The organism is Micromonospora sp. NPDC048871 (assembly GCF_043198155.1).
Taxonomy (GTDB): domain Bacteria; phylum Actinomycetota; class Actinomycetes; order Mycobacteriales; family Micromonosporaceae; genus Micromonospora.
This window is the reverse complement of the sequence record NZ_JBICUM010000023.1, coordinates 1-19,584: the sequence shown is the minus strand read 5'-3', so window position 1 is coordinate 19,584 and position 19,584 is coordinate 1. Positions and strand designations below refer to the sequence as shown.

Below are 19,584 nucleotides of genomic sequence, written 5' to 3'. Positions count from 1 at the left end.
CTGCGGCGCCCCCCACCTCCGTATGATGCTTGCCCCAAGGCAAGTAGTTTCGGAGGATGGTCATGGCGGATGCGCTCACGGGGATCACCCGCGCCCTGCGCGAGGCTCCGCCCGACCGGGTGGTCGAGGCCGCCGACCGGGCCATCCGGTCCGTGCTCGGCGCCTGCGCCACCGCGGTCTTCGTCGCCGACTACCGGATCGAGGGTCTGTGGCCGGTGTTCGACTCCCGACAGCCACAGGTGGCGGGGCACGCCGGGCAGGGCCTGCTGCGGCGCTGCTTCCGCAGTCAGCAGCCGGTACGCGGCGGTGATCCCGAGGGCCGCTGCCAGCTCTATCTGCCGTTGACGGTGTGGGGGGAGCGGCTGGGGGTGCTGATGGTCGAACTGCCGCAGACCCCGGTGGAGGAGGTCCTGGCCGGGGCGGTGGACATCGCCGGTGAGGTGGCCATGGCCCTGCGGGCGGCCGACCGGGAGACCGACCGTTACCGGCGGGCCCGCCGCCGGGAGCGGTTGAGCATGGCGGCCGAGTTGCAGTGGGAGCTGCTGCCCGGGCGGGGGCTGCGCCACGAGGCGTTCCAGCTGGCCGGCCAGCTCGAACCGGCGTACACGGTCAGCGGCGACCACTTCGACTGGTCGTTGAACGACGACCGGCTGACCGTCACCGTGCTCAACGGCGACAGCATCGGGTTGGCCGCCGCCTTGCTGACCGCGGTGACGGTCAACGCCATGCGTAACGCCCGCCGCTCCGGTGGTGGACTGGTGGAGCAGGCCGAACTGGCCTCCGACACGGTCTACTACCAGCATCGGGGGCATCGGCACGTGGCCACCGTGCTGCTGGAACTGGACTGGGTGACGGGCCGGGTCCGGGCGGTCGACGCGGGTTCGCCGCACCTGGTGCGGCTGCGGGGTGGTGCGATCACCCGGCTGGACCTGGAGCAGCAGCTGCCGCTGGGCATGTTCGCCGAGACCCGGTACGACCTGCAGGAGTTCGACCTGGACCCGGGGGACCGGCTGTTCGTGGTCTCCGACGGGGTGTGGGGCGCCGACCCCAGTGGCCGGGAGAGCTACGGGCAGCGGGCGATGGCCCGGTCCATGCGGGCCACCCGGTTGCAGCCTCCGGGGGAGGCGGTCGGCACGGTGATGCGCGAGTTGCAGGCCTTCCACGCCGACACGGATCTGCGCGACGACGCGGTCGTGGTGTGCCTGGACTGGCACGGCGCCGACGCCTGAGCCAGCTCTGCCGTCCCCCACCCTGCTATCCCATCATCCTAGGATGCACTACGGGTGGTGACCACCCTCACACCGACACCAGGCGCCCGCCCCGCGGGCGCTACACAGCAGGACGACCACCAAGGCCCGATATAGTGGCAGCGCATTCAGCCGGCCCGTGATCATCGAGGACGGGCGGCAGGACCAGGGGAGATCCCGATCCGGGATCGCAGGGGGCGACGGCGTAAGCCGACGCCGACAGCACGCACGACTGCCGGCGGACCAGAGGGCCCGCGGTGGCCGGGTGTGCCGCACAGGGGAGGTTCGGTGTCGCGTCGGCCCGCTCAGACGGAGCAACTCCAGGCCGCCGAACCCGGTGGTGAGCACCGTGTGCTGACCGTGCCGAATCTGATCAGCTTCGCCCGGTTGCTCGGCGTCCCGCTGTTCCTCTACCTGTTCCTGGTGGCCCGGGCGGACGTGGCCGCGATCGTGGTGCTGGCCGTGGGTGGCACCAGCGACTGGGTCGACGGTTGGATCGCCCGCCGGCTGCGTCAGGTCAGCCGCCTGGGTGAGCTGCTGGACCCGCTCGCCGACCGGCTGTACATCCTCGCCATCCTGGTGGCCTTCACCGTCCGGGACGTGGTGCCCTGGCAGTTCACCGCCGCCCTGCTGGCCCGGGAGCTGCTGCTGCTGGTGTCGCTGGGGGTGCTGCGTCGGCACGGCTACGGGCCGCCGCCGGTGCACTACGTCGGCAAGACCGCCACCTTCCTGCTGCTGGCGGCCTTCCCGATCCTGCTGCTGGCCGCGACCGTGTCGGCCACCACGGCGGTCGCCGGCCCGGTGGGCTGGGGCCTGGCGTGGTGGGGTCTGGTGCTCTACTGGGTGGCCGGCGCCTTCTATGTGATCCAGGCGCGGCAGTTGGTGCGGGCGGTACGTGGTCGAGGAGAGGCATGAGCGAACGCGTGGGTGACGACGCCGGCTCCGGTCAGCGCGGCGTGCGGACCTTCACTCCCGACTTCCTCACCGAGCTGTTCCGTAATCCGCTGGACGCGGGCTACGCGGATGCGGCGGCGGCCCGGGCGCGCAGTGGGCGTGCGGCCCGGCCCGGCTGGCGGGTGGGGCCGGTCAGTCTGGTGGTGGTCGTGCTGCTGGGGTTTCTCTTCGCGGTGGCGTACCGGCAGACCACGGCCGAGGAGCCGGGTCGGGCGCAGGCCCGTTCCGGGCTGGTGGCGCAGATCAAGCAGCGGCAGGCCGACACGGATGCGTTGTCGCTGCGGGCCGACCAGTTGCGCGAGGAGGTGAACCGGCAGCGGGAGGCGGCGCTGGGTGGTTCGCGGGCGGCGCGGCTGCGCAACCTGGAGGCCAGTACGGGCCTGGGGCGGGTGCGCGGGGATGGTCTGGTGGTGCGGTTGGCGGACGGGCCGGCGGGTCAGGATTCGTTGAGCGGGGCCAATGTGGGTCCGTCGCAGGTGCTCTACAGCGACCTGCAGGGGGTGGCCAACGATCTGTGGGGTGCCGGGGCGGAGGCGATCGCGATCAACGGGCAGCGGTTGACGGCGACCTCGACGATCCGCAACGCGGGTCAGGCGATTCTGGTGGATTTCCGGCCGGTGACCGGGCCGTACGAGGTGTCGGCTATCGGTCCGGGGTCGATGCGTAGGCAGTACGAGTCCAGTCGCAGCGCGTTGACGATGCGCAAGGTGGCGCAGGACACCGGGTTGTCGTTCGGGGTGCGGGAGGTCGATGACCTCACGTTGCCGGCGGCGCCGGAGCCGCGGCTACGCTACGCGGAGCCTGCGGTGAGTCCGAGTTCGAGTTCCTCGCCGTCGGGTGACGGGTCGTCCGGCTCGGGTACGTCCCCCAGTCCCTCCGGAGGTGGTCGATGATCGCGGTGCTGGCTCTGCTGGCCGGTGTGGTGCTCGGTCTGTGGTTGGACCCGACGGTGCCGGCGGCGTTGCAGCCGTATCTGCCGATCGCGGTGGTGGCGGCGCTGGACGCGGTGTTCGGTGGGGTCCGGGCGAAGCTGGACCGGATCTTCGATGACAAGCAGTTCGTGGTGTCCTTCATCTCGAATGTGCTGGTGGCCGCGTTGATCGTGTATCTGGGTGATCAGTTGGGTGTGGGTGGGCAGTTGTCGACCGGTGTGGTGGTCGTGTTGGGTGTGCGGATTTTCAGTAACGTGGCGGCGATCCGCCGGCACCTGTTCCGGGCGTAGGTTTGTGGCGTGAGTGACGAGCACACCGAGACTGGTACGGGGTGGCCGAGGCCGGCGGGTCCGGGGCGGCCGGATGGTCCGGCGGGTGAGCCGGATCCGCGGCCTGATGCGCCGGATCCGGATGAGCTGAGTCCGTTGTCGCCGCAGGGTCAGCCGGCCGAGGAGGTGCCGGGGCCGGCCGGGGATGAGGGGCCGGTCGACGGCGAGCAGCCTTCGGGTGCGGTGGCGGCGGCGGGTTGGCGGCGGTTCGGGTCCGCGACGGTGATGATCGGTGTGTTGCTGGGGTTGCTGGGGTTCACCCTGGCGGTGCAGTTGAAGACCACCTCGACGGATTCGTCGTTGGCGGCGGCCCGTCAGGAGGACCTGGTCCGGATTCTGTACGACCTGGAGGCGCGGGACATCCGGCTGCGGCAGGACATCTCGGCGTTGGAGGAGAGTCAGCGGCAGTTGCGTTCGGGTGAGCAGGGGCGTCAGGCGGCGTTGGAGGAGGCCACCCGGCGGGCGGATGAGCTGGGGATCCTGGCGGGGACTCTGCCGGCGCGGGGGCCGGGTCTGGCGGTGCGGTTCCAGGCGGGGGCCAAGCCGATCTCGGCGATCCGGGTGTTGGACGCGGTGCAGGAGTTGCGGGGTGCGGGCGCGGAGGCGATGCAGATCTCCGGTGGGGATCGGGCGTCGGTGCGGATCGTGGCTTCGACGTACTTCCTGGACGGGGAGAACGGTTCGTTGATCGTGGACGGACGTCCGTTGGCGGGTCCGTTCACGATCACGGTGATCGGTGATCCGGCGACGATGCGTACGGGGCTGAACATTCCTGGTGGGGTGGTGGCGTCGGTGGCGCAGGACGGCGGTAACGTGATCGTTGAGGATCGTGAGGTTGCCGAGGTTTCGGCGCTGCACGTACCCGCAAGGCTGGAACACGCCCGTCCGGTCGGTTAGCGGTCGGTGGGCCGGCATCGGTGAGGTCCGGTGTCGCGATGGATGAGGACGCTGGTGATTCCTGAGGATCTGCGTTACACCGCTGAGCACGAGTGGGTCGCTGCCGTCGAGGGTGGGGCCTTGCGGGTCGGCATCACTCATTTCGCGCAGGATGCGTTGGGCGACATCGTGTATGTGCAGTTGCCGGAGCCGGGTGCGACGGTGGCGGCCGGTGAGTCGTTGGGTGAGATCGAGTCGACCAAGAGTGTGTCGGAGTTGTACGCCCCGGTGGCCGGGACGGTGTCGGCGCGTAATGAGGCGTTGGTCGACACCCCGGAGGTGATCAACACGGATCCGTACGGGTCGGGTTGGTTGGTGGAGATCATCGTGGCGGATCCGGCGGCGGTCGACGGGCTGCTCACCGCGGACGCGTATCGCGAGTTGACGGAGAGCTGAGTTGCTGTGCCGGCGGGTTGGTATGTGTGCCGCGCGTCCGGTTGCCCTGTTTTTCGGCGCTGGCTAGGCTCGCCCAGTCGACCGAGAATCCATGTGTCGTGCGTCGTGGAGAAGCCTTCAGGGGCACGGAGAGCCAGCCGCCGGGTGGGTGTACGCCCGGCGGCCAGACCCGCCGTTTCCCCGACGCCGACCGAAACTGATCCGTGAGGTGGTCCCATGACTCGCCCAGGCGACGAGTTCCCCCCGCTCGACGTCACGTCGACGCTCAATCTCGGTTCGCTCGAAGAAGCGTTGGAGGGGCCGGACACCGATGTGGTGCCGAGCCGGATGTCCGGTTCGTTGCCGCCGGGGATGGCGCTGCTGGTGGTTCGTCGGGGTCCGAACGCGGGTGCGCGGTTCCTGCTGGATCACGATGTGACGACCAGTGGGCGGCACCCGGACAGTGACATTTTTCTCGATGATGTGACGGTGTCGCGTCGGCATGCGGAGTTCCACCGGGATGGTGGGACGTTCACGGTGCGGGACGTGGGCAGTCTCAACGGCACGTATGTGAACCGGGAGCGGGTCGAGGCGGCGACGCTGACCAACGGTGACGAGGTGCAGATCGGCAAGTTCCGGGTGGTGTTCATCGCCGGTCCGCGCCCTGAGGGCGAGGCCGGCCGGGGGTGAACGAGCCTGCGGCCTCGACGCCGTCCGGGGCGGGTCGCGCCCAGCCGTTGATGAGTATCGGCGAGGTGTTGACGCAGCTGCGGGTGGATTTTCCCGATGTGACCATTTCGAAGTTGCGGTTTCTTGAGGCTGAGGGCCTGGTGGAGCCGCAGCGGACGGCGTCGGGTTACCGGAAGTACAGCTGGGACGATGTCGCGCGGCTGCGGTTCGTGTTGACGGCGCAGCGGGACCAGTATCTGCCGTTGCGGGTGATCCGTGAGCAGTTGGCGGGTTGGGAGGCTTCGGGGGAGTTTCCGGAGCGGTCCCGGCCGGCCCTGGTGGCGGTGGGCCCGGATGGTGAGTTGCCGGGTCGGGAGGCTGGTCACGAGTCGGGTCAGGTGCGGCTGGGCCGGTCGGAGTTGGTGTCGCGCAGCGGGATCGACGAGGCGACGTTGGGGGAGTTGGAGCGGCTGGGGCTGGTGGTGTCGGATCCGCCGGGTTGGTACGACGGCGATGCGTTGATCATCGCGAGTGCGGTGGCGGGGTTGTCGGCGTACGGGTTCCAGCCGCGGCATCTGCGGGGTTATCGGACGGCGGCGGATCGGGAGGTCGGTCTGTTCGCGCAGTTGGTGACGCCGTTGGTGCGGCAGAGTGATCCGGCGGCGCGGGCGCGGGCGGCGGAGACGGCGCGGGAGTTGGTGGCGTTGTCTCAGCAGTTGCATGCGGCGTTGGTGCGGGTGGGGTTGCGTTCGACGTTGGGGCGTTGAGGTGGCCGTGTGGGGCCGGATCGGTTGGCCGTGCGTGGCGTAGGCTTGCGGGGGTAACCCCTCTTCTGGCGCGGTTGTTGGTGCGGGAAGCGCACGGGACGGCCGTGTCGCGGTCCGTGTACCGTGCTAGGAAGGGCGCGGTGCAGCGTAGGTGACAACGACACGGAGGCGGCGGTGCGCGAGCTGAGCGTGGTCGGGGTTCGGGTGGAGCTGCCCAGCAACCAGCCGATCGTCCTGCTCAGGGAGGTCGAGGGGGACCGCTATCTGCCGATTTGGATCGGCGCGGTCGAGGCGACGGCGATCGCTTACGAGCAGCAGGGTGTCAAGCCGGCCCGGCCGTTGACCCACGATCTTCTGCGGGATGTGTTGGCGGCGTTGAAGGCTCCGTTGCGGGCGGTGGAGATCACTGAGCTGAAGGAGAACGTGTTCTTCGCTGATCTGTTGATCGGTGACGGGGTGCGGGTCTCGGCGCGGCCGAGTGATTCGATCGCTTTGGCGTTGCGGGTCGGTGCGCCGATTCGTTGTGCGGAGCAGGTCCTCAGTGAGGCGGGGATCGTGATTCCCGATGAGCAGGAGGACGAGGTGGAGAAGTTCCGGGAGTTCCTGGAGCAGGTTCGTCCGGAGGATTTCGCCGGCTGAGTGCCCCTTCGCCGGTGGTGCCGTTGACGGCCAATCCTGGTGACTGTCGGTGATGGTGACGCTGATCGCTGTCGATGCGCGGCGTGTCGCGATGGTTTCTCCGTGGTAACCCTGGAAGGTCGCTATAGGGTTGCCCGTGTCGAGGGGCGCGCGTCTAGGAAGGCGTGTCGCCGCACTGACGGGGAGGTTGTCCGGATGCACGAGCCGCAGGATTCCGATCCGGTTACGGGGCTGGACGAGTCGGGTGGGACGCCCGGTTCGGCGACTGACAGTGACGGTGCGGTGGGGTACCGGGGTGTGACGGCGTGCCACGCGGTGGGCATCAGCTACCGGCAGTTGGATTACTGGGCGCGTACGACGCTTGTGGTGCCCAGTGTGCGGGACGCTTCGGGTTCGGGCACGCAGCGGTTGTACTCGTTCCGGGACCTGGTGGTGTTGAAGGTCGTGAAGCGGCTGTTGGACGCCGGGGTGTCGTTGCAGAACATCCGTAAGGCGATCGAGGCGTTGCGGTCGCGTGGGGTGGAGGATCTGGCGGGCATCACCTTGATCTCCGACGGGACGACGGTGTACGAGTGCCGGTCGCCGGAGGAGGTGGTCGACCTGTTGCAGGGCGGCCAGGGGGTGTTCGGCATCGCGATCGGTGGCGCGTTCAAGGAGATCCAGGGTTCGTTGTCGCATCTGCCGGCGGAGCCGGCCGGGGTGGCCGTGGAGCCGGAGCAGCCGCAGGAACCGGCGGTGGGTGACGAGTTGGCGGCCCGCCGGGCACGCCGACGGGCCGGCTGACCCCTTCCGGGGGCGGCGGTTGGTCGTGGCCTGCCGGTCTGGGGCAGCATGGGTCGGGTGGAGGATGTGATCGACCCGGTGGCCCGGCTGGTGTCCGGCGGCGGGGTGGTGGTGCTCAGCGGGGCCGGGTTGTCCACCGAGTCAGGTATTCCGGACTATCGGGGGCCCAGTGGGGTGGCCCGGCGGCACACCCCGATGACCTACCAGATGTTCGTCGGCGACCCGGAGGCTCGGCGCCGCTACTGGGCGCGTAGTCATCTGGGGTGGCGGTTGATGACGCAGGCCGCGCCGAACGACGGCCACCGGGCGGTGGCCCGCCTCCAGCAGGCCGGTCTGGTCAGCGGGATCATCACCCAGAATGTGGACGGGCTGCACACTGCGGCTGGTGGTCGGGACGTGGTGGAGTTGCACGGGCGGCTCGACGCGGTGATCTGCCTGGGGTGTGGGGACCGCAGTACCCGGCAGGAGTTGGACGCTCGGCTGCGTCGGGTGAATCCGGACTTCGCCGGCCGGGCTGCCGCGATCAACCCGGACGGTGATGTGGATCTCGATGATGCGCAGGTGGCCGGGTTCCGTACGGTCGACTGTGTGACCTGTGGTGGGTTGCTCAAGCCCGACGTGGTGTTCTTCGGGGAGACCGTGCCGGCGGGGCGGGTGCGGCGGTGTTTCGCGATGGTGGCGCAGGCCCGGCTGCTGCTGGTGTTGGGGTCGTCGTTGACGGTGCTGTCGGGGCGTCGGTTCGTCACCGCGGCGGCGCGGGCCGGCATCCCGGTGGTGATCGTCAACCAGGGGGCGACGCGCGGCGACGGGCTGGCCCTGCTGCGGGTGGATGCCCCGTTGGGGCGGGTGTTGCCGGCTCTGGCCGACCGGCTGGTCGCCGGCGCCGGGGTGACGCTGCCGGGTTGACGGTGCCGCCGGTGGCGGTGGGGCCTGCGGCTGACCGATCCCGCCGGTGTGTGCGGGTGAGGAGGGCGCTGGTAGCGTTGATCGTGCCGTAGTACCCGCGTGGGAGAGACCGTCCTGGCGTGGCCGGGTCGGCGCCGAAGGGGCAAATCCTCCCCGGAACCTCTCAGGCAAAAGGACCGCGTCGGGACAGGCACTGTGGAGCGCCCCGTGGGTGCGACAGAGGGGGAGGGCCGCCCTGTCGACCCCCCACCTGTGCGGGAGCCTCACCCATGACCACGGACCTGTTCGCCGACCGTCACATCGGTCCCGGCCCGGACGACGAGCGCCGGATGTTGGAGACCGTCGGGTACGCCTCGATCGACGAGTTGATGGACGCGGCGATTCCGGAGGTGATCCGCTGGCACGGCCGGTTGGATCTGCCGGAGCCGGCCAGTGAACCGGAGGCCCTGGCCGAGCTGCGGGCCCTGGCGGGCGGCAACACGGTCGCCGTGTCGATGATCGGGTTGGGGTATCACGGTACCCACACCCCGGCGGTGATCCGCCGTAACGTGCTGGAGAACCCGGCCTGGTACACCGCGTACACCCCGTATCAGCCGGAGATCAGTCAGGGCCGGTTGGAGGCGCTGCTGAACTTCCAGACGATGGTGTCGGACCTGACCGGTCTGGCAACCGCGAACGCTTCCATGCTGGATGAGGGCACCGCGGCGGCGGAGGCGATGACCTTGGCGCGGCGGGCGTCGAAGAGCCGCAGTGCCGTGTACGTGGTGGACGCCGACACCCTGCCGCAGACCATCGCGGTGATCACCGGCCGGGCGCAGCCGCTCGGCATCGAGGTACGCATCGTCGATGTGGACCGGGACGAGTTGCCGGCGGAGTTCTTCGGCCTGCACCTGCAGTATCCGGGGGCCTCCGGGGCGGTGCGTGATCATGCCGGGCTGGTGGAGGCCGCCCATGCGGTGGGGGCGTTGGTGACCGTCGCGGCGGATTTGCTGGCGTTGACGCTGCTGCGTGCGCCGGGGGAGATCGGGGTGGACATCGCCGCGGGCACCACCCAACGGTTCGGGGTGCCGATGGGCTTCGGTGGACCGCACGCCGGGTATCTGGCGGTCCGGCGGGGTCTGGAGCGGATGTTGCCGGGCCGGCTGGTCGGGGTGTCCCGGGACGTCGCCGGGGATCCGGCGTTCCGGTTGGCGTTGCAGACTCGTGAGCAGCACATCCGGCGGGAGAAGGCGACCAGCAACATCTGCACCGCGCAGGTGCTGCTGGCGGTGATGGCCGGCATGTACGCCGTCTACCACGGCCCGGACGGGCTGCGGCGCATCGCGGGGCGTACCCATGAGATGGCCGCCCGGATGGCGGCTGGTCTGCGTGCCGGTGGGGTCGAGGTGGCCGAGGTGCCGTTCTTCGACACGGTCACCGCTACGGTGCCGGGTCGGGCGGGGCGGGTGGTCGCGGCGGCGGCCGAGCGGGGGGTGAACCTGCGGCTGGTCGACGCGGACCGGGTGGGGATTGCCTGCGACGAGACCACCACCGAGGCGCATCTGGCGCAGGTGTGGGCGGCGTTCGAGGTGCCCGGCATCGAGGGTGAGGTGGCCACGGCGTTGCCGGCCGGGTTGGCCCGTACCTCAGACTTCCTGACCCATCCGGTGTTCCGCAGCCACCATTCGGAGACGGCGATGCTGCGGTATCTGCGGCGTCTGGCCGACCTGGACTACGCCCTGGACCGGGGCATGATCCCGTTGGGTTCGTGCACCATGAAACTCAACGCGACCACGGAGATGGAGCCGATCAGCTGGGCGGAGTTCGCGCATCTGCACCCGTTCGCCCCGGCGGAGCAGACCACCGGCTACCGGACGATGATCGCCCAGTTGGAGGGCTGGCTGGCGGAGGTCACCGGCTACGACGCGGTCAGTGTGCAACCCAACGCCGGTTCACAGGGGGAGTTGGCGGGTCTGCTGGCGATCCGCGCCTACCACCACAGCCGGGGCCAGGGGCACCGCGACGTGTGTCTGATCCCGTCGTCGGCGCACGGCACCAACGCCGCCAGCGCGGTGATGGCCGGGATGCGGGTGGTGGTGGTCGGCTGCGACGCCGACGGCAACGTCGACCTGGTCGACCTGGACACGAAGATCGAGGCCCACGCCGACACCCTGGCGGCGATCATGGTGACCTACCCGTCGACCCACGGGGTGTACGAGACCGGCATCGCGTCGCTGTGCGCGAAGGTCCACGACGCCGGCGGGCAGGTGTATGTCGACGGGGCGAACCTGAACGCGTTGGTCGGGTTCGCGAAGCCGGGCCGGTTCGGGGCGGACGTGTCGCACCTGAATCTGCACAAGACCTTCTGCATTCCGCACGGCGGGGGTGGTCCGGGGGTGGGTCCGGTGGCGGTACGGGCGCACCTGGCGCCGTTCCTGCCCGGTGACCCGGTCGGTGAGCCGGTGGCGGGGCGGCCGGCGATCTCGGCGGCCCGGTACGGGTCGGCGGGGATCCTGCCGATCCCGTGGGTGTATCTGCGGATGATGGGCGCGCAGGGGCTGGCCCGGGCGACCGGGATGGCGGTGCTGGCGGCCAACTATGTGGCGGCGCGGCTGCGGGCACACTTCCCGGTGCTGTACGCCGGCAACAAGGGGCTGGTGGCCCACGAGTGCATCCTGGATCTGCGGGCGTTGACGAAGGCGGCCGGGATCAGTGTCGACGATGTGGCCAAGCGGCTGATCGACTACGGGTTCCACGCCCCGACGATGTCGTTCCCGGTGGCCGGCACCTTGATGGTGGAGCCGACGGAGAGTGAGGATCTGGCCGAGCTGGACCGGTTCTGCGAGGCGATGATCGCCATCCGGGCGGAGATCGACGCGGTGGCGGCGGGGCAGTGGCCGGCCGGTGACAATCCGCTGGTCAACGCGCCGCACACGGCGGCGATGGTCTCCGGTGACCAGTGGCCGCATCCGTACCCGCGGTCGGTGGGCGGCTATCCGGCCGGGGTGGATCGGGTGGCTAAGTACTGGCCGCCGGTGCGGCGGGTGGACGGCGGCTACGGCGACCGGAACCTGGTCTGCTCGTGCCCGTCACCGCAGGCCTACGAGGACTGACGGGCGGGGTGTGCTCCGGGGGCGGGCTGGTGCCGCCCCCGGCGGTACGCCGACCTGGTTGTGACCGGCGCCGGGGTGGGGGACTAGCCTGGGGCGACGCGGGAAAGGTCGTGACGGATCGTGGTCGGTTCAGGCGGCGAGGGCGTGTCGGGCGGGGCCGCGGTGCGGTGCGATGCTGCTGCCGTCGGGCAGTAGTTCGCCGGTGTCCTCGAAGACGATGACGCCGTTGCAGAGCAGGCTCCAGCCCTGTTCAGGAAAACCGGCGATGGCCTTGGCGGCTTCCCGGTCGGTGGCTTCGGCGGAGGGGCAGGTGGGTTGGTGCTGGCACATCGGGTTCTCCGGACTGTGGGGGCACTGTGTCATGGTTCACATGACCAGTGACGCACAGTACCAAGCGAAAGCACGCGGCATCGAGCAGATCTCCGCGTGGTGCGTGGGAAATCCACTGAACGGATGAACACCCCTCACCCAGACGTCGTGGAAGCGCTCCCACGCATGGTCATCGATCCACCGGCCGCCCCCACCGCCTGTCGCGGCCACCTCACCGAACGTGCCCGCTGGCAGTGGCGACCCGCCGACGGCGGCGACCCCGCCACCGGAATCCAGGACTTCCTCACCGACCACGGCCTACCCCTGCACGACCTCGCCCGCCCCACACCCGGCCGCCACCACGACCACACCGTCTGCGGCGCCGCCCTCTACGTCTCCGCCACCGCCGGCACCCTCATGATCGGCGGCACCCCCGGCCCACCCAGCCCCGCCGACCTACCCGACATCGCCGTCGTCGTCTACAGCCACACCGACACCCCACCACCGGCGGCCACCCCCACCACCGGCTGGTGGCGCGGCCCCTGGACCGAAAGCTGGACCCCACACCAACACGCCACCGCCGTCGAACAGGTCCGCCACGCCATCGCCCGCGGCGACGTCTACCAGGTCAACCTCGTCGGCCACGCCGCCGCCCCCTACGCCGGCAACCCCCTACCCGCCCTGGCCCGCCTCGGCCGACTACCCGGCGCCCGCTACGGCGGAGTCCTCACCGGCCCCGACTGGGCCATCGGCTGCGCCAGCCCGGAAACCCTCATCGAAGTCCACCACGGCACCCTCACCACCCGCCCCATCAAAGGCACCCGCCCCGCCACCCGCGCCGGCCGGGCCGACCTGCTCGCCTCCGCCAAGGAACGCGCCGAACACATCATGATCGTCGACCTGGAACGCAACGACCTGGCCCGCATCGCCGCCACCGGCAGCGTCCGCGTCGACGACCTGTTCGCCGTACGCCGCTGGTGCGACCTGTGGCAAGCCGAATCCACCATCCGCGCCCAAGCCGCCGACGGCCTCAGCCTCGCCGACCTGCTCCGCGCCGTCTGCCCCGGCGGCTCCGTCACCGGCGCCCCGAAACTGGCCGCCCTGCACCAGATCGCCACCCTGGAACCCGTCGGCCGCGGCGCCAGCATGGGCGGCCTCGGCTGGATCAGCCCCGGACACATCGACCTCGGCCTGACCATCCGCACCGCCGCCGTCGACCGCGAAGCCGTCCACGTCTGGGCCGGCGGCGGCATCACCGCAGACAGCGACCCCCACGCCGAAGTCGCCGAAGCCGCCGCCAAGACCACCCCCGTACGCGCCGCCCTGCACTGACCAGCCGGCACCCACCGACTAGCCTTTCGCCCATGACCCTGCGCGACATCCGCATCATCGGCGACCCGGTACTACGCACCCCCAGCGAACCGGTCACCAGCTTCGACACCGAACTCCGCGCCCTGGTCACCGACCTGATGGACACCCTGCTCGGCAAACCCGGCCGCGCCGGCGTCGCCGCCCCCCAGATCGGCGTCAACGCCCAGGTCTTCGTCTACGACGCCGACGGCCACCGCGGCCACATGATCAACCCCACCCTCGAACTGTCCGACGAACTCCAGGACGACGACGAGGGCTGCCTGTCCGTCCCCGGCCTCTACTTCCCGACCCCCCGCGCCCTGCACGCCACCGCCCACGGCTACGACCAGCACGGCGAACCCCTCACCATCGCCGGCAGCGGCTTCCTCGCCCGCGCCCTGCAACACGAAACCGACCACCTGCACGGTCGCCTCTACGTCGACACCCTGCACGGCGAAACCCGCCGCCGCGCCCTACGCGAGATCCGCGCCGGACGCTTCCACTCACCCCGCCGCTGACGCCTCCCACTGCCGGCGGGTGATCTCGTACTCCACCTCACCCCGCTCCGAACCCGGCAACGGATCCGGCCACGACTGGTGGAAGGTCCGCACATACCGCATCCCCACCGCCGCCATCGTCGCCCGCGACGCCACATTCACCGCCATCGTCTCCGCGAACACCCGCGACAACCCCAGCTCCACGAAACCGTGCCGGATCAACTCCCGGGCACCCTCACTGGCCAACCCCCGCCGCCACCACCGACGCGCCAACCGGTAACCCAGCTCCGCCTGCCCGGCCACCGGCCCCTGATCGGCCCGCTGCGGCGGCTCCAACAACCACCAACCGACGAACTCACCCTCGACCAGACCGGCCCAGAACCCCAACCCCGGCACCTGCCCGGCCACCGCCAACCGCCGCCGATGCACCTCACGCACCTGCTCGGCCGAGCGCACCGGCCCCAGGAACCGCATCACCTCCGCATCGGCGTCCAACTCGATCTCACCGGCCAGATGCTCATCCGCCAACGGCACCAACACCAACCGGGCCGTCCGCAACGTCGCCTGAGTCACCGGCGCATTCTGCCCACCCCCGGCCCGCCGACGCTACCGAGAACCCCTCAGCAGCCGACCGCCCGCAGATCGAACTCCCCGTACTCGGCCACCCGACGGAAACCCAGCCGCTCATACAACCGCACCGCGGCACCGTTGTCCGCCTTCACGTTCAACGTCACATGCTCCACCTCGGCCCGCAGCAACCCACACAACCGGGCCACCACCGCCGAGGCCAACCCCCGACCACGCCAGGCCGGATGAGTGGTCACATTGCCCAACGCCGCCACCTGAAAAGCGGGGGAGTACACGTGCACCCCCGCCACCGCCACCAGAGCGCCCTCGGCCCACACCCCCACATACCTGCCGGTGTCCACCATCCGCGGATCGAACCAGTTCCCCGGATACGCCACCTTGTACAACTCGCGCAACGCCGGCAGATGCCCACGACCCAACACCTCACCGGCCGCCACCACCCCCGCCAACCCGTCAGGCTCCGTCAACGCCATCTTCAGATGCGCACCAGAGGACACCACCCGGAAGGCACCCGCCAACCCCTGCTCCACACCGGGGGACAGGTGCGCCCACAACCGGGCCGGCAACACCGGCGCCAACTCCGCCACCAACGCCGCCGACTCCCCGACCCCCTCCGGCCGGGCCAACACCACCAACGTCGGCGGACGCGCCCCGTGATACAGCAACGCCACCGCCTCACCCCGCCGATACCACGAGGTGTACGGCCAGAAGAACTCGTCCAGATCACCCAACTCGTAGGCGTGCAGCCGCGGATCCCGACCCAACAACCCCGCCAACACCCGGCGCTCATGCTCCGCGCGCACCCGCACCCACCCTCAGCCGGCCAGCCACTGGTCGTACCCCAACTTCGCCACCAACGCCACCACCACCACCAGCAACACCACCCGCACGAACCCGGCCCCCCGCCGCACCGCCATCCGAGCCCCCACCATCGCCCCCGCGATGTTGCACACCGCCATCGCCGCACCCAACAACCACCACACGTTCCCGGTCACCGCGAACACCGCCAGGGCCCCCGCGTTCGTACCCGCGTTCACCACCTTCGCCATCGCCGAACCCTGCAGGAAATCCGCCCCCACCAACGTGGTGAACGCCAACACCAGAAACGTCCCCGTACCCGGACCGATCAACCCGTCATAGGTGGCGATACCCAACCCCGCCACCAACACCGCCACCACGATCCGCTTACGGGTCCGCCGCTGCGGCACCGCCACCACCCCCAACCGGGGCCGCAACAACACGAACAACGCCACCAGCAACAACACCACCAACACCACCGGCCGGTACGCAGACGGCGGCACCGCACCCGCCAACGCCGCACCCACCCCCGCACACACCACCGCCACCGCCGCCGCCGGACCCGCCACCGCCCAGTCGATCTTCGTACGGCGGGCGAAGGTCAACGCCGCCGTCGCCGTACCCGCGATCGCCGCCAACTTGTTCGTCCCCAACGCGGTAGCCGGCGGCATCCCCGGCGCCGCCACCAACAACGCCGGCAACAGCAACAACCCACCGCCACCGACCACCGCATCCACCCACCCGGCCAACGCAGCAGCCGTCAGCAGGATCGACACGGTCAAAGGATCAAGCTCCACGCGCGCATTCTGCCCACCACAACCCCCCTGACGTGGGCACCTGTGGCCAGCCTCACCGGCCCCGCCACCTGCGCACCCACACCCCCAGCACCCCCACGACCACAAAAACCACCATCGAACAGAACAGACCCCTCGCCATCTCCAAAATGTGCCACCCCCGTAGCTAAGGTGACACCGTGCGCCTGGCCACGTTCAACCTGCTGCACGGCCGATCACTGACCGACGGACTGGTCGACCCGAACCGCCTGGCCGCCGCCGTCACCGCCCTCGACGCCGACGTCCTCGCCCTCCAGGAAGTCGACCGCGACCAGTCCCGCAGCGGCAACCTGGACCTCACCGCCATCGCCGCCCAAGCCCTCAACGCCGACGAACACCGCTTCGCCGCCGCCGTCGTCGGCACCCCCGGCATCGCCTTCCGCCCCCTCACCCACGACGACGACGGCCACGGCGAACCCTGCTACGGCGTCGGCCTGATCTCCCGCCACCCCGTCACCACCTGGCAGGTCACCCGCCTACGAGCCGCCCCCGTACGCTCCCCGGTCTACGCACCCGGCCCCGGCCTCATCCTGCTCCGCGACGAACCCCGCGTCCTGCTCGCCGCCGTCCTGGACACCCCCCACGGACAACTCACCGTCGCCGCCACCCACCTGTCCTTCGTCCCCGGCTGGAACATCCACCAACTCCGCCAGGTCGTCCGCGCCCTACGCACCCTGCCCGCCCCCCGAATCCTGCTCGGCGACCTCAACCTGCCCGCCTGGGCCACCCGACTCACCACCGGCTGGCACCTGCTCGGCCGCCGACCCACCTACCCGGCCGCCGCACCCCGCGTCCAACTCGACCACGCCATCGCCGACCGGCGCGGCTTCACCCACCTGCCCCCGGTCACCGCGGTACGCACCCCACTGTCGACCATCTCCGACCACCGGCCCCTGCTGGTCGACCTCGGCTGACCCACCTGCAGGTGACCGCACAGACGTCATCGGACCCGGAGCCCACCTGCTCACGGAACTGGGGAATCAGCCGATGGTCGCCACCGTCCGCAGAGGCGCCTACCGCGCCGCCGTAACCCGCCGAAGCCGAGGACACCACCGCCTCTACTGAGCCTTGGTCGGCTCACCGAGAAAATCTGGTCCCAAGTAGCTAGATATTCCCGGTGGGGTTGGGTAAGGTTTGCCTCGTTGACAACGAAGATCGGTTAAAAGACGCCGACGAAACAGACCGAGCATCAAGCAGGGCCCGGAACTTCTCGCGGCTCGCTCGGCACCAGCGGTGGAAACACATCACCGCACACAGCAAGGTAAGTGCAGGTCAAGACCTTGACGTAACTCCAGGTCAAGGCAACCGCAGGCAGGGCCGATGCAGGTTCAGGGCTCCGCCTGACGCAGAAAAGATCCGCCGTCCGTGTCTGGGCCGTGTAGTTGCGTGGGCTCCGACACCGGCGGACAGCACCACAGGTATCGGAAGAAGAGGAAAGGGAGGGCTGGACGCCGTTGGATCGCCCGCCGCCAGGATGCAGTCGCAGTTCTGCGGCGGACACCGTAGTCCCATCGAATGTGAGGTGGTCTCCGGTCACGCTTATGCGATCCTCGCACCGCCTGTCGCTGACAGTCGCACGGTGCGGAAACGAGAACCCGACGAACTCGTCGGTAGATGGTGTATTCAACCCGTAACCCCGGGCCCCGGCGATTCCCTCGCCGGGGCCCTCGTCATGGAGAGGTATGCATGGCCCAACCCGACGACGTGCTCGACGACGACAACTACCCCGCCTACACCATGGGCCGCGCTGCGGAGATCGTGGGCACCTCGCAGGACTTCCTGCGCCGCCTCGACGAGGCAAAGCTGATCATCCCGTTCCGCTCCGCCGGCGGACACCGCCGCTACTCCCGCTACCAACTGCGCTTGGCAGCACGAGCCCGGGAGATGGTCGACCACGGCACGGCCCTCGAAGCCGCATGCCGGATCATCATCCTCGAAGACCAGCTGGAAGAAGCCCTCCAGCAGAACCGGAACCACCAGCGCCGTCGGCAATCCGGCGCCGCCTGACCCCACGCCTCACGGTCCTTCTCTGTCATTGAGGGGGACCGTTTGTCGTACCCGGATCACCCCCGTGAGTATCGGTAGGTGCGTCTCGGTGCCCAACAGTCCGTCGAGCGCGTCGGAGACCCCGAGCACCGCCACCGTCCTGCCGGCGATCCTGACCACTCAACCTGCCTGAGACCGCACCAACCCGACCAGGGCCCGATTCGTGCGGTTGGCCCGCACCGCCTCCCGCTGCTGCGCCGCGGTCACCTCGATGTAGGTCTGCGACGACGCCAACGAGGCATGTCCCAGCAACCGCATGATCTCCGCCGCCCCGGCACCGTCCTCCGCCAGACGGGTGGCGAAGGTGTGCCGCAACGCGTGCAACCGCGCCCCACGCGGCACCCGGTCACCGATCCCGGCCCGCCGGTAACAGGACTCCACCAGATACTGCAGACCACCCCGGCGCAGCGGCTCACCCCGCCGGTCCACCAACAACGGCGCATCCGGGCGCACCGTACGCGCACCGAACCGGCGCACCCGGCTGTCCAGATAGGCCGACAGCACCTCGTCCAGGCCCGGCTCCACCGGCAACACCCGAGGCCGCCCACCCTTGCCGGCCACCTCCACCCGACGCTCACCGGGCCTACCCCCCAGGGAACCGACCCGCAGAGCCAACAGCTCCGACAACCGCAACCCCGCACACAACGCCAGCGCCAGCACCGCCACGTCCCGCTCCGGCCAGGGGTCACGCTGCCGCCCCTCACCCCGCGCCATCGAGGCCAGCAACTGCTCCGGGGTGTCCTCACCCCGCAGCGGCTTCGGCTGGGGGAGCGGGGTGCGAGGACGACCCACCGCCGGCATCGGGTTGCCCGGCACCACCTGCTCGGCCACCAGGAAGGTGAAGAAGCTGTTCCAGGTGGACCAGGCCCGACCCACCGAGGCGGCGGCCCGGTCGGCGGCGAACCGGGCGAAGGCCGCCCGCAGCAGGCCGGGGGAGAGGGCACCGATCCGAAGGTCGGCAAGGGGGAGGGGAGGGGTGGCCAGCTCCGCGGCGAGACCCGCCACCGCGGTCAGATCCCGTCGGTACGCGGCCTGAGTGTGGGCAGAAGGCTTGCGGGTGGCCCGTGCCGTCAGAAACGCCTCGATCAGCCCCACAACCCTGCCGTCCGATTTGTCATGCATAAGGCATATTATGCATGTTCTTCGCATTGACTGGCAAGTCAAAGGGGGAGTAGCCCCTGGAAGAACAGCCAGGCGCCTAGCGGGGATCCCAGCTGGCAGTCAGAAGGTGCCCGTCAGGAAACCGGTGCGACCGCACCGAGGCGCGGCGAGCGGTTGACGCCCGTCCCTGCCTCCGTCGAAGCGTGATCAACGCAGCCTGAGGGCGGGGCGGCCCGACCATCGCCGCGCGGTGCAGACCGGGAACCGGGCCGCGCAGCGAGTGCATGCCCGAGGCGCCCCCACCCTGTTGATCATGAGGTTGACGGCAGTCGCTGATCGGCGGATTCTAGGGTTCAGTGCAACTGATCTTGGTTGTGCTGGAGGTGTTGGTGGCGAGGCCGGGTGTGGTGACGTTCGGACATCGGCAGGTGTT

21 protein-coding genes and 1 riboswitch are annotated in these 19,584 nt (G+C 70.0%); of the genes, 16 read left to right on the top strand and 5 right to left on the bottom strand.

Annotated elements, in window-relative coordinates:
- Nucleotides 1-62 precede the first annotated feature (62 nt).
- From ACGFIK_RS27510 to gcvP, 12 genes are all read left to right on the top strand, one after another.
- The gene (locus ACGFIK_RS27510) at nt 63-1,229 is read left to right on the top strand and encodes a PP2C family protein-serine/threonine phosphatase (RefSeq protein WP_327025895.1); all 1,167 of its coding nucleotides are present in this window, start codon (nt 63-65) and stop codon (nt 1,227-1,229) included.
- 306 nt (nt 1,230-1,535) lie between these two features.
- On the top strand, nt 1,536-2,162 hold the full coding sequence (locus ACGFIK_RS27505) for a CDP-alcohol phosphatidyltransferase family protein (RefSeq protein WP_327025896.1): 627 nt from the start codon (nt 1,536-1,538) through the stop codon (nt 2,160-2,162).
- A complete protein-coding gene (locus tag ACGFIK_RS27500) occupies nt 2,159-3,094 on the top strand; it encodes a DUF881 domain-containing protein (RefSeq protein ID WP_327025897.1) in 936 nt (311 codons plus the stop codon). Before ACGFIK_RS27505 ends, ACGFIK_RS27500 begins: the two co-directional genes overlap by 4 nt.
- On the top strand, nt 3,091-3,423 hold the full coding sequence (locus tag ACGFIK_RS27495) for a small basic family protein (protein ID WP_327025898.1): 333 nt from the start codon (nt 3,091-3,093) through the stop codon (nt 3,421-3,423). The genes ACGFIK_RS27500 and ACGFIK_RS27495 overlap by 4 nt, the downstream gene beginning before the upstream one ends.
- Nucleotides 3,424-3,432: 9 nt before the next feature.
- The gene (locus ACGFIK_RS27490; protein ID WP_327025899.1) at nt 3,433-4,359 is read left to right on the top strand and encodes a DUF881 domain-containing protein; all 927 of its coding nucleotides are present in this window, start codon (nt 3,433-3,435) and stop codon (nt 4,357-4,359) included.
- A gap of 54 nt (nt 4,360-4,413) precedes the next feature.
- Nucleotides 4,414-4,794: a glycine cleavage system protein GcvH gene (gene gcvH / locus ACGFIK_RS27485; protein ID WP_327025900.1), complete on the top strand. Its 381-nt coding sequence runs from the start codon at nt 4,414-4,416 to the stop codon at nt 4,792-4,794.
- A gap of 216 nt (nt 4,795-5,010) precedes the next feature.
- Nucleotides 5,011-5,463 carry an FHA domain-containing protein gene (locus tag ACGFIK_RS27480; protein ID WP_013733916.1) on the top strand — a complete coding sequence of 151 codons (453 nt, stop codon included), beginning with the start codon at nt 5,011-5,013 and terminating at the stop codon, nt 5,461-5,463.
- 50 nt (nt 5,464-5,513) lie between these two features.
- On the top strand, nt 5,514-6,209 hold the full coding sequence (locus ACGFIK_RS27475) for a MerR family transcriptional regulator (protein ID WP_327027115.1): 696 nt from the start codon (nt 5,514-5,516) through the stop codon (nt 6,207-6,209).
- A gap of 174 nt (nt 6,210-6,383) precedes the next feature.
- The gene (locus ACGFIK_RS27470; protein ID WP_013733914.1) at nt 6,384-6,848 is read left to right on the top strand and encodes a bifunctional nuclease family protein; all 465 of its coding nucleotides are present in this window, start codon (nt 6,384-6,386) and stop codon (nt 6,846-6,848) included.
- A gap of 195 nt (nt 6,849-7,043) precedes the next feature.
- Nucleotides 7,044-7,631, top strand: a complete 588-nt coding sequence (locus ACGFIK_RS27465) for a MerR family transcriptional regulator (RefSeq protein ID WP_327025901.1) — start codon at nt 7,044-7,046, stop codon at nt 7,629-7,631.
- 48 nt (nt 7,632-7,679) lie between these two features.
- The gene (locus tag ACGFIK_RS27460; protein ID WP_327025902.1) at nt 7,680-8,537 is read left to right on the top strand and encodes an NAD-dependent protein deacetylase; all 858 of its coding nucleotides are present in this window, start codon (nt 7,680-7,682) and stop codon (nt 8,535-8,537) included.
- Between the two features lie 90 nt (nt 8,538-8,627).
- Nucleotides 8,628-8,726, top strand: a riboswitch (glycine riboswitch).
- A gap of 80 nt (nt 8,727-8,806) precedes the next feature.
- Nucleotides 8,807-11,629, top strand: a complete 2,823-nt coding sequence (gene gcvP, locus ACGFIK_RS27455) for an aminomethyl-transferring glycine dehydrogenase (protein WP_393342113.1) — start codon at nt 8,807-8,809, stop codon at nt 11,627-11,629.
- A gap of 129 nt (nt 11,630-11,758) precedes the next feature.
- Here gcvP and ACGFIK_RS27450 read toward each other — a convergent pair whose 3' ends face one another.
- On the bottom strand, nt 11,759-11,959 hold the full coding sequence (locus tag ACGFIK_RS27450) for a DUF5999 family protein (RefSeq protein ID WP_327025904.1): 201 nt from the start codon (nt 11,957-11,959) through the stop codon (nt 11,759-11,761).
- 96 nt (nt 11,960-12,055) lie between these two features.
- On the opposite strand from ACGFIK_RS27450, the gene ACGFIK_RS27445 reads away from it, so the two are divergent.
- Together ACGFIK_RS27445 and def are read left to right on the top strand one after the other, a co-directional pair.
- The gene (locus tag ACGFIK_RS27445; protein ID WP_327025905.1) at nt 12,056-13,270 is read left to right on the top strand and encodes a chorismate-binding protein; all 1,215 of its coding nucleotides are present in this window, start codon (nt 12,056-12,058) and stop codon (nt 13,268-13,270) included.
- A gap of 32 nt (nt 13,271-13,302) precedes the next feature.
- Entirely contained in the window at nt 13,303-13,806 is a 504-nt protein-coding gene (gene def / locus ACGFIK_RS27440; protein WP_327025906.1) for a peptide deformylase, read from the top strand.
- On the opposite strand, the gene ACGFIK_RS27435 is transcribed toward def, so the two are convergent.
- From ACGFIK_RS27435 to ACGFIK_RS27425, 3 genes are read right to left on the bottom strand one after another with little or no spacing between them, the layout of a single operon-like run.
- The gene (locus ACGFIK_RS27435; protein WP_327025907.1) at nt 13,792-14,358 is read right to left on the bottom strand and encodes a GNAT family N-acetyltransferase; all 567 of its coding nucleotides are present in this window, start codon (nt 14,356-14,358) and stop codon (nt 13,792-13,794) included. The two genes, def and ACGFIK_RS27435, sit on opposite strands and share 15 nt — an antisense overlap.
- Before the next feature lie 47 nt (nt 14,359-14,405).
- Nucleotides 14,406-15,176, bottom strand: coding sequence for a GNAT family N-acetyltransferase (locus ACGFIK_RS27430; protein WP_393342109.1), 771 nt, complete (start codon nt 15,174-15,176; stop codon nt 14,406-14,408).
- A 12-nt stretch (nt 15,177-15,188) separates the two neighbouring features.
- On the bottom strand, nt 15,189-15,968 hold the full coding sequence (locus ACGFIK_RS27425) for a TSUP family transporter (RefSeq protein WP_327025909.1): 780 nt from the start codon (nt 15,966-15,968) through the stop codon (nt 15,189-15,191).
- Between the two features lie 176 nt (nt 15,969-16,144).
- On the opposite strand from ACGFIK_RS27425, the gene ACGFIK_RS27420 reads away from it, so the two are divergent.
- Together ACGFIK_RS27420 and ACGFIK_RS27415 are read left to right on the top strand one after the other, a co-directional pair.
- Nucleotides 16,145-16,918 carry an endonuclease/exonuclease/phosphatase family protein gene (locus ACGFIK_RS27420; RefSeq protein ID WP_327025910.1) on the top strand — a complete coding sequence of 258 codons (774 nt, stop codon included), beginning with the start codon at nt 16,145-16,147 and terminating at the stop codon, nt 16,916-16,918.
- Nucleotides 16,919-17,690: 772 nt separating this feature from the next.
- Nucleotides 17,691-18,011, top strand: a complete 321-nt coding sequence (locus tag ACGFIK_RS27415) for a MerR family transcriptional regulator (protein ID WP_327025911.1) — start codon at nt 17,691-17,693, stop codon at nt 18,009-18,011.
- Between the two features lie 159 nt (nt 18,012-18,170).
- Here ACGFIK_RS27415 and ACGFIK_RS27410 read toward each other — a convergent pair whose 3' ends face one another.
- The gene (locus ACGFIK_RS27410) at nt 18,171-19,172 is read right to left on the bottom strand and encodes a tyrosine-type recombinase/integrase (protein ID WP_327025912.1); all 1,002 of its coding nucleotides are present in this window, start codon (nt 19,170-19,172) and stop codon (nt 18,171-18,173) included.
- Nucleotides 19,173-19,584: the final 412 nt, after the last annotated feature.

Excerpts from the sequence above, each read along its gene's own strand:
- ACGFIK_RS27510 (WP_327025895.1), top strand. The coding sequence starts at position 63 with ATGGCGGATGCGCTCACGGGGATCACCCGCGCCCTGCGCGAGGCTCCG.
- ACGFIK_RS27500 (WP_327025897.1), top strand. The coding sequence starts at position 2,159 with ATGAGCGAACGCGTGGGTGACGACGCCGGCTCCGGTCAGCGCGGCGTG.
- ACGFIK_RS27495 (WP_327025898.1), top strand. The coding sequence starts at position 3,091 with ATGATCGCGGTGCTGGCTCTGCTGGCCGGTGTGGTGCTCGGTCTGTGG.
- ACGFIK_RS27480 (WP_013733916.1), top strand. The coding sequence starts at position 5,011 with ATGACTCGCCCAGGCGACGAGTTCCCCCCGCTCGACGTCACGTCGACG.
- ACGFIK_RS27475 (WP_327027115.1), top strand. The coding sequence starts at position 5,514 with ATGAGTATCGGCGAGGTGTTGACGCAGCTGCGGGTGGATTTTCCCGAT.
- ACGFIK_RS27465 (WP_327025901.1), top strand. The coding sequence starts at position 7,044 with ATGCACGAGCCGCAGGATTCCGATCCGGTTACGGGGCTGGACGAGTCG.
- ACGFIK_RS27460 (WP_327025902.1), top strand. The coding sequence starts at position 7,680 with ATGGGTCGGGTGGAGGATGTGATCGACCCGGTGGCCCGGCTGGTGTCC.
- gcvP (WP_393342113.1), top strand. The coding sequence starts at position 8,807 with ATGACCACGGACCTGTTCGCCGACCGTCACATCGGTCCCGGCCCGGAC.
- ACGFIK_RS27450 (WP_327025904.1), bottom strand. The coding sequence starts at position 11,959 with ATGTGCCAGCACCAACCCACCTGCCCCTCCGCCGAAGCCACCGACCGG.
- def (WP_327025906.1), top strand. The coding sequence starts at position 13,303 with ATGACCCTGCGCGACATCCGCATCATCGGCGACCCGGTACTACGCACC.
- ACGFIK_RS27415 (WP_327025911.1), top strand. The coding sequence starts at position 17,691 with ATGGCCCAACCCGACGACGTGCTCGACGACGACAACTACCCCGCCTAC.
- ACGFIK_RS27410 (WP_327025912.1), bottom strand. The coding sequence starts at position 19,172 with ATGCATGACAAATCGGACGGCAGGGTTGTGGGGCTGATCGAGGCGTTT.